At 42.3% G+C, this 12,671-nt stretch carries 16 protein-coding genes; 12 read left to right on the top strand and 4 right to left on the bottom strand.

The window, feature by feature from the left end; translation table 11 throughout:
* From BAA9072_RS15855 to BAA9072_RS24315, 3 genes are read right to left on the bottom strand one after another with little or no spacing between them, the layout of a single operon-like run.
* On the bottom strand, positions 1–456 hold the full coding sequence (locus BAA9072_RS15855) for a hypothetical protein (RefSeq protein WP_201715659.1): 456 nt from the start codon (positions 454–456) through the stop codon (positions 1–3).
* The gene (locus BAA9072_RS24320) at positions 444–755 is read right to left on the bottom strand and encodes a CPBP family intramembrane glutamic endopeptidase (protein WP_230980896.1); all 312 of its coding nucleotides are present in this window, start codon (positions 753–755) and stop codon (positions 444–446) included. Before BAA9072_RS24320 ends, BAA9072_RS15855 begins: the two co-directional genes overlap by 13 nt.
* A gap of 48 nt (positions 756–803) precedes the next feature.
* Positions 804–1,226, bottom strand: a complete 423-nt coding sequence (locus BAA9072_RS24315; protein ID WP_230980895.1) for a hypothetical protein — start codon at positions 1,224–1,226, stop codon at positions 804–806.
* Positions 1,227–1,343: 117 nt separating this feature from the next.
* Here BAA9072_RS24315 and BAA9072_RS15845 point away from each other — a divergent pair, with 117 nt between their 5' ends.
* The 10 genes from BAA9072_RS15845 to BAA9072_RS15800 all read left to right on the top strand — a co-directional run bounded on the left by BAA9072_RS15845 (position 1,344) and on the right by BAA9072_RS15800 (position 9,114).
* Positions 1,344–1,958 (top strand): HAD-IA family hydrolase, encoded by a 615-nt coding sequence (locus BAA9072_RS15845; protein ID WP_201715658.1) that lies wholly within the window; start codon positions 1,344–1,346, stop codon positions 1,956–1,958.
* 398 nt (positions 1,959–2,356) lie between these two features.
* The gene (locus BAA9072_RS15840) at positions 2,357–2,998 is read left to right on the top strand and encodes an SDR family oxidoreductase (protein ID WP_201715657.1); all 642 of its coding nucleotides are present in this window, start codon (positions 2,357–2,359) and stop codon (positions 2,996–2,998) included.
* A 98-nt stretch (positions 2,999–3,096) separates the two neighbouring features.
* Positions 3,097–3,849: a hypothetical protein gene (locus tag BAA9072_RS15835; protein WP_201715656.1), complete on the top strand. Its 753-nt coding sequence runs from the start codon at positions 3,097–3,099 to the stop codon at positions 3,847–3,849.
* Positions 3,849–4,589, top strand: a complete 741-nt coding sequence (locus BAA9072_RS15830) for a hypothetical protein (RefSeq protein ID WP_201715655.1) — start codon at positions 3,849–3,851, stop codon at positions 4,587–4,589. Before BAA9072_RS15835 ends, BAA9072_RS15830 begins: the two co-directional genes overlap by 1 nt.
* A gap of 100 nt (positions 4,590–4,689) precedes the next feature.
* Positions 4,690–5,130: a hypothetical protein gene (locus tag BAA9072_RS15825; protein WP_201715654.1), complete on the top strand. Its 441-nt coding sequence runs from the start codon at positions 4,690–4,692 to the stop codon at positions 5,128–5,130.
* Positions 5,131–5,287: 157 nt separating this feature from the next.
* Entirely contained in the window at positions 5,288–5,740 is a 453-nt protein-coding gene (locus BAA9072_RS15820; protein WP_201715653.1) for an NUDIX hydrolase, read from the top strand.
* 96 nt (positions 5,741–5,836) lie between these two features.
* On the top strand, positions 5,837–6,325 hold the full coding sequence (locus BAA9072_RS15815; RefSeq protein ID WP_201715652.1) for a DUF4362 domain-containing protein: 489 nt from the start codon (positions 5,837–5,839) through the stop codon (positions 6,323–6,325).
* 19 nt (positions 6,326–6,344) lie between these two features.
* A complete protein-coding gene (locus BAA9072_RS15810) occupies positions 6,345–7,430 on the top strand; it encodes a hypothetical protein (protein WP_201715651.1) in 1,086 nt (361 codons plus the stop codon).
* 144 nt (positions 7,431–7,574) lie between these two features.
* On the top strand, positions 7,575–8,018 hold the full coding sequence (locus BAA9072_RS15805) for a cell wall hydrolase (RefSeq protein ID WP_201715650.1): 444 nt from the start codon (positions 7,575–7,577) through the stop codon (positions 8,016–8,018).
* A 133-nt stretch (positions 8,019–8,151) separates the two neighbouring features.
* On the top strand, positions 8,152–9,114 hold the full coding sequence (locus BAA9072_RS15800; RefSeq protein WP_201715649.1) for a DUF2268 domain-containing protein: 963 nt from the start codon (positions 8,152–8,154) through the stop codon (positions 9,112–9,114).
* A gap of 157 nt (positions 9,115–9,271) precedes the next feature.
* Here BAA9072_RS15800 and BAA9072_RS15795 read toward each other — a convergent pair whose 3' ends face one another.
* The gene (locus tag BAA9072_RS15795; RefSeq protein WP_201715648.1) at positions 9,272–10,138 is read right to left on the bottom strand and encodes an alpha/beta hydrolase; all 867 of its coding nucleotides are present in this window, start codon (positions 10,136–10,138) and stop codon (positions 9,272–9,274) included.
* Positions 10,139–10,287: 149 nt separating this feature from the next.
* Between BAA9072_RS15795 and BAA9072_RS15790 the strand changes: the two genes are divergently transcribed.
* Both BAA9072_RS15790 and BAA9072_RS15785 read left to right on the top strand, forming a co-directional pair.
* Positions 10,288–10,887 carry a TetR/AcrR family transcriptional regulator gene (locus BAA9072_RS15790; protein WP_201715647.1) on the top strand — a complete coding sequence of 200 codons (600 nt, stop codon included), beginning with the start codon at positions 10,288–10,290 and terminating at the stop codon, positions 10,885–10,887.
* Positions 10,888–11,175: 288 nt separating this feature from the next.
* Positions 11,176–12,636, top strand: a complete 1,461-nt coding sequence (locus BAA9072_RS15785; RefSeq protein WP_201715646.1) for a serine hydrolase domain-containing protein — start codon at positions 11,176–11,178, stop codon at positions 12,634–12,636.
* The last annotated feature ends 35 nt before the right edge of the window (positions 12,637–12,671 follow it).

Genomic DNA, 12,671 nt, shown 5'->3' with positions numbered 1-12,671 from the left:
CTATAACAATGTTCCGTACATACCCCTATCTGTTAGTAGGTCGACCTCCGGTACGTAGGATCCTTTTCCTTTAGGAAATGAGAAAGACTGGTCCCCACCCATTTCGAGCTTCAGTTTCTCATTACCCACCCATAAGAACCCAAGTAAGTCTTCGCTGTCAAATAGGAGATCTACCTGTTGCCCGGGTGGAAATGTGAGTTCCTTCTCTTCCTGGGCAAAAGTTAATATTTCTTTCGTTTCTTTGTCCAATGGTTTCCCGTTTTCCCCATGCCAATCGATATTGGTTTCGGTTAATTCAACTGAGTCGACGCTTTCTATTTCCATTAGTGTCACAGTTGGGGGAGTGAAGTCATAATCTCCTCCAATACATCCTGTCAGGGAGAAAGTGAGGAACAAACAGATGAAGGCATACATAAAAAGCCTTTCTATTCTAAATTGGAAGTCTAGTTTATCCACCCATTCAACACCATCCCCATATTTATCACCATATGAAAGGCAATCGAAGGATAGATGCTATCTGTCTTCAAGACTACGATGCTGTAAAAGAGTCCCCCGAAAGAGAATAGAAGACTGGGGAGGAGTGGGATGCCGATGGAGAGATGCAATAGTCCAAATCCTATACTTGTCACGGTTACAGCATAAACCACTGAAGTGTTTTGTCTTAACGATGAAAGCATGACGCCTCTCCAAATGAGTTCTTCCAGCGTAGCGTTCAGGATGGTGAACCCTATTGCGAAAAGGAATATTGATTTCACCTCACTGATTCCCTCCGACCAGATGAGGGGAATGAAGATGGTGCTTGATCACGCAAGTCCGATCCATAAAAAAAGTGGCAGTGAAATAGTATGTGAAGGCATGGAGATGTGCTTACTCCAATCCGGAGTTCTCATGTAGAAGCGAATCTTTTCCTTTGCTAGCCATTGTGAGAGGACTAAGGCACACAGGATGAATAGAAGAAAACTTCTGTTCAAAAGGATCTTGGTTTCTTTTAAGATATCCCAGGAGTTGATCCAGCCTGTTGCACATTGGAAGGTTAGGAAACCGATAAGGAAGAATAGAAAAAAGGAAGCGACTGACCGGTTCTTATTGAAAGATAAATAGAGGATGAGAAGCCCGAGCATCGGCAGCACTCCCCATCCGTATGATCGATACGAAAGAAGGATTATGCCTGAGAAAAACAGGGCGGCAGAGCTTATGAGGAAAAGGGTATGCAGTGAACGGGTCATATAGTCCTCCTATGTGGCAATCGTTGAAAACAGTTTAGCATAATTTTCCTGTTTTGTATCTGCTGAATTTTCATTATGGTACCATGAAGATAGTTTACATAAGAGAGGGGTTAGGACATGTACAAACACATTATTTGGGACTTCGACGGCACACTTTTCGATACATATCCCGTTATGGCTGGCAGTTTCAAGGACACCCTTAAAAAGGATGGGATCGACGAACCGATAGAAGAAATCATGAAACAAATGAAGGTATCGATGACCTACGCTTTGAATCACTATGGTGAAAAGTATGGGATTGGTGACGAGTTTATCACAGCCTACGATTCCCGGAGAAAAGAAGTCGAGTTCGATTTGTCCAAGCCCTTTGAAGGAATCGTGGAAATGTGTAAGTATGTTCATGAAACAGGGAGAAGAAATTATTTGTACACCCACAGGGGAGAGTCTTCCATCACTTTGTTGGAGAAATACGGGCTGACGGGCTATTTCACAGATTTCATCACTTCTCAGCACGGGTTTGAGCGAAAGCCGAGTCCAAGTGCCATACAGCATCTGATCCGCACTTATGAAATCGATCATTCTGAAGCGATCATGATTGGTGACAGGGACCTAGATCTGGAATCGGGGAAGAATGCCGGAATCAGTTCCTGCTACTTTGCAGATGAGCGGGTAGAGAATCCCCACGCTGATTACGTGGTGACGAGTGTGGAAGAATTGTATAAGATTATTTAAGGATGAAAGACCATTGAGGGACGGACCTCGATGGTCTTTTATGGTATTTATTGGTAAAATACGCATAAAACAAGATAATGACGCAATTATCGTGAAAACGACGCAATTAGTTAAAAAATGACGCAATAAATCTGAAAATGACGCAATAAATAAAAAAACGACGCAATCCCTGTCCACCGACGGCCCGTCTAAACATAAATCCCCCCTATGACACTACTAATCTCCTGCTTTTTTCAAGATCCTTATCCATTTATAACTCTATAAGCTCATCTTTGTTTTGAACCCCTCCATTCCGGATACATTATACGAGCACACACCAAACAGATGATTTGTCACCACCCCCGCAATCATGTGATGATGAATCCATACTAAAATTATCGGAATAAGGAGATGAGGTTATGAACGTAGCAGTTGTGGGAGCAAATGGACAGATTGGGAAACAAGTGATCAGATTCTTGAAGGAAGACGGACATACTCCGAGAGCAATTGTGAGGAAGGATGAACAGGTACAGTCATTCGAACAAGAAGGTGTGGAGGCTGCACTTGTTGATTTGGAAGGAACGGTGGATCAAATCTCAAATAGATTGAAGGGGGCCGATGCCGTCATATTCTCTGCAGGATCCGGTGGGAGCACAGGCTCTGATAAGACCCTCCTCATCGATCTTGACGGAGCGGTGAAAACGATGGAGGCTGCAAAGCAGGCGGGAATTGAACGCTTCGTGATCGTAAGTGCCCTGCAGGCTCATCACCGTGAAAATTGGAATGACTCACTCAAGCCATATTATGTGGCCAAGCATTTCGCAGACCGTGCACTTGAAGACAGCGGACTCACCTATACCATCATCCGTCCGGGAGGATTACTGAACGAAGAGGGAACAGGTAAAGTATCGGCTGCTGAAAATCTTGAAAGAGGTTCGATTCCACGTGAAGATGTGGCGAAAACAATCGTGGCATCGTTAACGGAAGCAAGCACGTTTAATAAAGGTTTCGACCTTATTTCTGGAAGTACTGGAATAGAAGAAGCCGTTAAAAACGTATAAATAAGAGGAAGGAATGATCATCGTTGGATGGTCATTCTTTTTTTATGTAAAAACGGGTAGACCATCATATGGGTATAGATGGTAAAATGGGTTGGCGTATGATTCGAATAGAAAAAGAGGAGGGGAAAATCATCGTCAATATCGATTATTCATTTAACATTGTGTCCATCGTGATGTCCATTATTGAATGGGCCGTCATCGCTTTTCTCGCCTATAGAGTATATAAAAGACTTTCGGCAAAGCCAAAAGTGTGGAAAGTCATACTCGTCTTCTTTGTTGGCTTGTTTTCATTTACCATTAATATGGAGTGGTTTCATACACTGGTGAAAATCCCGATCTTACCACTTGGTGTGTGGATTCTCTACGGAGTACTCAATCGAAAGGAAGATCGCTGGGACAACTATCGCCGGTTTGCCTGGATCGGATTCCTGGCCAACTTTATCTTCCTTGCAGGTACCTTGATCACTATCCCAATTCATTCCCTAATCTATCCGGAAAACGAACTATCCACCTACATATCAGAAACCAAAGAAGCATCCATCAATATCATTCATCCATCAGGCGAGGGACGGACCTTGGATCAGAAGGAACTGAAGAAGCAACTTTCTGAGGGGGAACAAGTCGAATTTGATAGCGAGATATGGTATCAAGAGATGTACATGGAATCGGACAACAGTAAAAACAAGAACGAACGGTTTCCATATCAGGTGATCGATACTACACCAAAATGGGGGAGCGGTCAGAACCCAGACATATACATGGAAAGTGATGGGAAGGGTATACTCGTTTCCACCCCTAAGACTCAGTATTATTTCCGTTTATCCCAATCAGTGTTGGAGGGTCTTTACTAATGAATAAAAGAAAAATCTTTTTCCTAACGGGTGGAATAGTACTTGTGTGGATACTGGCATTCTATTGGCTCACTGTGGAAAAAGCACATTCTCGCCCGAAAGACGATGAAATCTTATCCGGTATCAATTCTATCCAGCAAAATGTAAAAGCTCTTGAGATTCAGGATTTTCTAAAAGTCGATGCCCGTCACGGGGTTGCCCCTTTTCGTACAGATAGAGGGGGTTACGGCATAAGTTATTGGGAGCGGAACCTAACCGGATGGAAGGTGAAAAGCACCCGGACCGATGGTGAGCCCAAGGTGTGGAAGGTAGATGGGGGTGATCCGTCGAGCTTTCATATCGTCTGGAACATCGATCCGGAACACGTTCAAACCTTGCAATATTACTTCTTGCGGGAAAGGGGATATTCCATCGGCGGTGGTCAGCAACATTATGTTCCAAGTATTCTCATGAAGATGGAAGTCCCCACGAAAGGAAACTCGTATGGAGTCAAGAAACTTCCCAAGGAATGGATTTTTGCAATGAAATTGTCGGACGGGAGTGAAGGTCCGGGCCTATCCTTCGGGGGAGGATTTAATCTGGGATTGTACTCTAGATTTGGCTGGCTACCCCTTGACGAAAATAAGAATGAAGTTGAATTCAGGGATATTTCGAATAGTTCCAGCTACTCCCATGGGAGCGTCCGGGAGGAATTTATGCATCCTCTTAGCAAGGAACAACTTGAACGTGGCCAATACTAATTAATAGAAAGGAAATGATCCATTACCGGGTCATTCCTTTTTAGGTTGAGAAAATTGTGTGAATTTGGAATAATTGGTATCAGGAGACAGGTGAGTTGATATGAATCATTTTGTGAAAATAAATGTGATCAGCATGATCTATGCCCTGATGATCCTCATTCCGGTTGAGCTGATGGTGAATGTATACAGGTTGACGAGGTTGACAGGATGGGAGATAAAAACGGTGATGAATGTGAGTGGATTCCTGACTGTTTCGATTTTGTTGATGGGTACGGTCTCCCTCTACTTTCTAACGGGGAAGTGGATGGAGGGGCGGAAGGCAAGCTATTGGACAGCGGTTCTTTGGTTTCCGTATTTTGCACTATTTATTTACAGTATAGCTACTTTCTTTCCAACGACAAATGGAGGGGACGCACCAAACCCTGCGACAGGTTTAGTGATGGTCGGTGCGTTGGTCGCTTTTCCTTTTTTTGTGTTGGCGTTGAATTTCTTGAGTATTAATATGGAAGACGATGAAAAGGAGAAACTCAATGTTAGGTAGAAACATGATCGGTTTTTCTTTATTCGCACCTGGGACGTGTTATGGGTATGTTATACGGATCGATTGTGCGGGATTATATAGCACTCGCACGGGCGTTTATCAATCTATTATGTTGTGAAACCTTATGTGACGAGGGTTTGGAGAATGAGGTGGAGAGGTGACAGCGGTATTCGGAGAAAAAATTCATGGAGTGGAATATCAAAATAGAAAAGGTGTTTATGCCATTGTCTTTCATTACGAAAAAGACACGGTGATGACAGTTCGAAATGAGTCGGGGCACTACTTTCTGCCAGGAGGAGGCATCGAAGGAAATGAAAGTCATGTGAAATGCCTGGAAAGAGAACTGATGGAGGAAACAGGTTATTATGTTTCGATTGGCTCTTACGTAGGAAATGCCATGTGTTACTTTTATTCAAGGAAAGGAGATCCCCTCTTGGGTGAAGGGTACTTTTATATGGTTGAACTGAATGAAAAGATGCAGGAACCAATGGAAGATGACCACCTTCCAGAGTGGATTGATCGGAAGGATGCGAAAAAGCTTCTTGTACATAAGCATCATTATTGGGCAATAGATGAAGCGTGGAAATTGGTGAATTGCCTCAGTGACTGATAATAAACGAAATTGAGTAGTCTGTCTTAATAGGGACCAACCTCTGATCAGATAGGCACTTTTTAAAAATTAAGTTAGTGAACAAAGGGGGAGAACATGACAAGAAAAAAAGGATTCCTCCCTTCTATGATCTTCGGAACAGTCATCTTGGCAACCATCTCCATAGCTGCCTGGTTGTTACTGGGAGGAAAGGGGATAAAAGATAAGATTAAGGATGGTTTGACAGATGATGAAACAAGTTTAATAACGGCGATGGAAGATATAGAAGAAGTGGAGAATAAACACGGGAATATTCGAAATCTGGATGGATTGAATACCTTTATTAACAATATGAAAAATGAAGTGAAATCCAATCTCGACGTGATCAGCTATGGAATTGAGGGACAGAAAGTGACTGAAACCATTACCTTTAATGGGGAGAATGTTAATGTCTACAGAAGTGTAGACGGTGAATTCATAGAAGAATTTCAATGTAAAGATTTGGTGAAGGAGGAAAGCCTTCAAGGGAAAGAGTACGTCTTAAAGCAATGCACGGGTCACTTCATGGGTGAGACCGTTTTATTATCAGCTCCAATAGAAGAATAGAAAAAGGAGACCATACAATATGCAATTCCTCACAACCACAACACTATCAGAACAAGAACTTATCAACAAAGCTCTTAAACACGAAGGATTAAAACAGATCTCAAGTGATTCCGATATCACTAGATTAGGAGAAGGTGCCTGGCACTACGCATATTTGATCGAAGGTGAGCAACTCGTCCTCCGCATTCCGAAAAGGGTGTCCTATGAGAAAGAGGTCGTCTTCAATCAGGATGAGCTGACGGCTGACTACGCCGGGACGAAGGCATTTTACCAACAAGCCAACAGGACGGGGATAAGAATGTGCCCCGAACATTATGAATACCATGTTTCTGAAGACCTAACCTACACGATCGAATCCTATGTTGGAAAATCAATCGGGCTTGCCGGGCAGACACCGGAGCAATCAAAGCTGTATGGCAGGGAGTTGGGTGAATTCTTTCTCGCCCTTGAAGAGCTGGATTCTCCCATTCCGGGCATAGGATACATAACCGTCGGGGGACAGGGTGATATCAAAGGGCTGTACGAAGGGGACTTGAGTGCGTTCATACGGGAAGAAACCGGAGAGTACAGAGAAGAATGGGAGTCGCTTCTTGAAAGTCCTTATTCATTTGATAAGGAAAAAGTGAGAAAGACGGGAGAAGGACTGATTTCCGCCCGTTCAGTTGAGAGGGAGAAACTCGTCCTGACGAATCAGGATACGTCCCCTGAGAATATGATTTTCACTAGCAGCGGTGTCAGAATGATCGACCCTTTCCCGATTATCTATACGGGGACCTCTCTTGCTGCCAATTACGTCTTCAACTATCAGACACTGTTTCATTCCCTGCACAATACAAAGAGGCACGGTAAGAATCAATACCATCTCCTGATCCCGCAGCTTAAGGCCAGTGCGGAAGGATTCGTGGAAGGGTATACGAACGATTCGAAGCAGAAATGGAATGATCTGAACGTGGAAGTCTACCTGAAGCTCGTCACCATGACACATGAGCATGATCTGTTGCTGAAACTGGATTCTTTAAGCCCGGAGCAAATGATCCGGTACGGGACGAATGAGCAGATAGAAGAACGTTTGGGCCTGCTTTTGAAAGAACTTGAAGCGTTTTAATTTCTTATAATGGGAAGCAATGTCTGGGGAGATATAATCTGCCGGGAGTGTGTACAAGTATGGACACACTCTCACAATCTCCTTTATTTATAATTCCTGACATGAAACCCGCCATTTCTCATAAACTATCCTGAGGTGAATAAAATGCCAAGAGTCAAATACACCGATGCGGATGTCGCCTTAATGGCGAGGATGATGAGAGCGGAAGCGGAAGGCGAAGGGAAACAGGGGATGCTGTACGTGGGCAATGTCATCGTGAACCGTGCAAAAGCGGACTGTCTGGACTTTAGGAAGGTAAGGAGCATCCGTCAGGTCATCTTCCAGGTGCAGGGTGGGAATTATTCCTTTGAAGCGGTCCAAAAAGGGAATCTCTTCTATAACCGGGCGAGGTCGGTTGAAAAGAAATTAGCCAAAAAGAATCTGGATTACTGGGCAGTGCATCCTGCAAAGTATGCCCTTTGGTATTTCAACCCTTATGCCCCGTGTCCACCGACATGGTACGACCAGCCGTTTGCGGGACAATTCAAAAATCATTGCTACTATGAACCGGCGGCAGGAACGTGTGCAAGTGTGTATACCGGTGGGTAAGAATAATCGGAACATAAGATGGGAACTTCCTGGTTAGAATCGGGTGGTTCTTTTTTTGGTTTATTTGAAACTTTTTCCAAATTAGAAACGTATAGGTAGTATCTAATGGGAATGAATGGAGGAGATGTGAACCTTGAAGGCTGTTGGGAAAGCGATACTAATACTAGCATTATGTTTCATGTTTACGGGATGCTCCAATAAAGAGCCAGTAGATAAGAAGGAACAGGAAACGCACTTTACATTTTCACAAGAGGAACAACACTTCGAAATCATTTATATGTATGATGAAATGCAGGAGTACATAGACACCGTCCGTGAAAAGACGGGAAAAAGCAATGAGACTGTGTTCATTGAAAAGGTGTTTGAACCGTTTAAAAAAGAATCTAATATGGAGGATCTCAGCTTAAGGTATGTTTTTGATCCTTCGTCAGAAGTGGACAAGCTTGAGGCATCCATAAAGGATTTGGAAAAAAACACAGATAAAACAAATCGGGTCATAAAAGGAGCCTTACTTAAATCGGCAAAAGAACTCCCGGGTAACGATAAAAAAATATTCGTTTTACCCGTGAATCCCGAAGATACGGTTATGGCGGAAGAGATGGGTGGCGTGGCGGCATTTGTCCTGGCGGAGGATGTTATTGTGTTGCAACTTTCTTCGTCTCTGGATGAAGACATGCTGAAGTACTCGGTCGCCCACGAGTATAACCATGCCATCGCAGGGGAAATCAACCCGGGAATGATGTATTCGATCCTCGGGAGTGTAGTACTTGAAGGAAAAGCTGATGCTTTTGCCAATATCATCTATCCAAAGGTTCAGGTGCCCTGGCAGGAACCGATGGCCTCAGAAGAGAAGGAAAAGGTAGTGGCTGAGCTAACTGAACTCAAGAATTCCAGTGATTCAAGGAGATACGAAACTTTAAGAAGAGGGCATCCGTCTAAAGGCATCCCACAATGGGCAAACTATAAAATCGGATATGAAATCGTGCAAAGCTATCGGAAGAACCATCCGGAAGTATCGGTGGGGAGATGGACCAGCATGCATGAGGCCGAAATCATAGCGGGAAGCGACTTTGAGAAAATCACGGCGTATGAATGACATAGTCTTCGGATTAAAGTGTGATGGGATATTTTCGTTTTTTTGATGAAAGCCGTTATGAGGTATCTGGAACTGACTAAGAAAGGCAATCACTAAAAACGGTGATTGCTTTTTTACTTGGATCGAAACGAAAGCTCAGATTGAAACCTGAGCTTGTTTAAAGTAACGAAAGAATACCGTTTATTATCGTGGATGGATGGGTTTCATGCACATTATGGTAAGCACCGGCAGCCATTGTGTACCGGCTGTTGGAGGATAATGTAAGTTGATCTTTTATTAATCGTTGCCAAACCTCTTCTATGCTTTCAGCTTTTTCTTTCGGCATTCCCTGTTTCATCATGATCTCGACAGAATAGTTCGGGTCCCGACCGATAATGAGTAAAGGAATAGGGGATAAACGATCATATTCCTTTAAAAAATGGGCATCGTTCGACATATTTTCAAGTTCATTTGCCATCGCCTCATACATTTTAGGATTTGATTTAAATTCAACTATATTTCTTTTTTTCTCATCTGATCCTCTTATATTTTCAGTCATGACTTGAAGGTTCAATTGATTCTTTATGCTTTGTGAATCAAACGTAGAAAGAGCTTTATACATAGAAATCGACTGTTTTGTTTGTGGTCCAATAACTTCATCAAGCAACTCAAACTCCATTGAGCTGGATTCAATGAGCACCAGGGATTTCACGGATGAAGGATGTGTAAATGAGAAATATTGTGCGCAAAATCCACCGTATGAGTGACCAACTAAGATGATCGGAGCAGAGACTTCGAGCTTCTTTAATAGGATCAATAGGTCATTCGCTGTTTCTTTTGCATTGCGTGTTTTTACTCCAAGTTCACTTCCTCCAAGACCAGCGCGGTGAAAGGTAATGACCTTACCATGTTGAGATAGTTGATCAATCATATCCCTCCACTCTTCAATCGAAGAACCTAAACCTGGAAGAAGAACGATTGGCTGCCCCGTGCCTTTTGTGAACACCTCAATAATATGAGTTTCAATATGAACGGTTTGATACATGTTAAACACCTCTATTTTGATTATGAACATAATACGGTATAATATTATGTAACAGATATAGTTTTATCGTTACATAATATTATTTATATCATAACTATATGTAACAAACAATAGGAAATGTTACATTAAACTCACAGGAAAGAGGTTAGATGTCATTGGATGGACACGAAAAAAGAGCTAGTTTGAAAAAAAAGGCGATTGAAGATGCTGCCTTTCAACTCCTTAATGAAGGGGGAATCAAGGACTTAAAGGTAAGGGATATTGCAAAGAAAGCCGGTACTTCACCAGCGTCCATTTATAATTATTACGGCAGCAAAGAGAAATTGATAGTAGAGAGTATGAGGAACTTTTATGAGGGTGAATATCAAAAATTCATTCAGTTAGTGAATAACGAGGATGATTTTATCCATCAACTCCACACCTCCTTTCTTCAAAAACCAAAGAACACCAATATGTTCAAAAAAGAAATTTTGGAAGAGATCTTAAAGGAAAATAGTGAATTAAACGGGATGGTAAGAGAGTATCAACAATTAATAGCCCCCCTATTCTTGCAGTGGATCGAGAAAGGGCGCAGCCAGGGATATATTAAAAAGGACATACCCAATGACCTGATCGTCATGTACTACCAATTAATGTCACATTCTTTCGAACAGTTATATCAAAGGATTCCTGAAGAGCAGGCAGGAGAAGAAACGTATAAGAGATTAATTGAAATGTTTTTCTATGGTTTTATCAATGATCATTCGTAAGTGATTTCAAGAATAGATAGAACCTATTTGGTGGCCATTGTCACAAATCTTAAGGCTTTCTTAAGATTTGCCTTAAGGTTTCCTTACATTTTGATCCCTAGACTATTAAGAGCGGTGGTGAAAAGTGATGCCCCCTTATTTACTGAAGAAGATGTCGGTGGCATACGGAAATCCCGTTCAGGGACGAATGTCGGTTTGTGATTCCACTTTGAAAAGGACCATTACAGAGCAGCTGAATAATGGGAAACCGTTAAAAACAAATCCAAGAATGAACTAGGAGTCATGTATATGCTTAAAAAAACAGGTGTTATTTTTCTAATAACCATCATTTTTATGACCCTTTGGAAGCCTTCTTTATCCACTCAGGCTGCTGGAGCATTCCACACAGGAGACGTTGATGAATTTGTTACAAATTATATGGAAAAGAATGGGCTCCCCGGTGCATCCATAGTCATCGTAAAAGATGGAAAATTAGTATACGAGAAGGGATATGGTCACGATTCTGAAGGGAAACCCGTAACGGAAAAGTCATTAATGAGAATCGGTTCAGTGTCAAAATCATTTACAGCGTTTGCCGTATTGCAACTGGTGGATGAAGGGGACATACAACTGGATGATCCGGTAGTGAAATATCTACCGGAAGTGAAAATGGACGATTTCAGGTGGGGGAAAGTCACAATACGCCAGCTGTTAAGTCATACATCGGGAATTCCAAACCCGATAATAGTGTCACCAGCAAGTGATTTAGAAGCAGGTGTGGAGCGATTGAATAGCTGGAAGTTGCAATCGGATCCAGGTGGGAAACATTATTATAGTAATGCAAATTATTGGATTTTGGCACGTTTGGTGGAAAAAGTAAGTGGAATAGAATTCTCACAATACCTTAAGCAAAACGTATTCTCTCCACTAGAAATGAATTCTTCACTTACGACGGAAACCTCTGTAGATTCTGTCAAGGGGCTGCCTAAAGGATATGTGACTGCCTATGGAATCGCCATCCCCTGGAAAGAACTTGAAGCGATGAACATGGGAGCGGGATCCGTTATATCGTCAGCAACGGATATGGGGAAATGGCTGGCTATGCACACGAATGATGGTAGAAATAAGCGGGAAGAGCCATTATTATCAAAAAAATTATTGGAAGAATCTTATTCCCCCCAACCCGGGAGCAAAAAATACGGACTTGGCTGGTCGTTAAGTTCTCCTAATGTGAAACCCTCTCGCATTTCACATAGCGGGGCGGTATCGACGTATCAAACTCAACAAGACATTATTCCCAGTAGTGGGTATGCTGTGGCCGTTTTACTTAATAGTTTTACCCCTACCTTTGAACATGCTTATGAAATTAGTTCAGGTATTATCCAATTGACCGAGGAACAAGAACCCGAGTTAAAAACTCCTGTACCTATAATCATTGATCTATCTCTTGGGTTCGTGACATTCATTTATCTTGCTTTAGGGATCAGAGGAATGCTAAGAAGTAATAAGTGGACGGAAAAACGCAGACAACATCCTGCATGGAGATTTTACTTACGATTAATCCCACAAGTGGTTCCAGTCCTGGGTATTGGATGGTTGTTCTTTATTGTCCCAACTTTAAAGAACAACAGCTCCACTACGATTGACGCGATTGGACTTTACCCGGCAGCGATGATCTTACTCTTGACCATTTTGATCATAGGGTTGATTCTTACACTTTTGAGAGTTTTATACCGAATGAAGAGAAATAGAATGATAAAGTCAGCTTAACGCTTTATTATCAGTTGTCTGTCCCTTCCAAATCT

This window comes from Rossellomorea arthrocnemi (assembly GCF_904424705.1).
In the GTDB taxonomy this organism is placed as follows: domain Bacteria; phylum Bacillota; class Bacilli; order Bacillales; family Bacillaceae_B; genus Rossellomorea; species Rossellomorea arthrocnemi.
The sequence above is the reverse complement of the archived record's forward strand: the minus strand, read 5'-3'. Positions and strand labels throughout refer to the sequence as shown.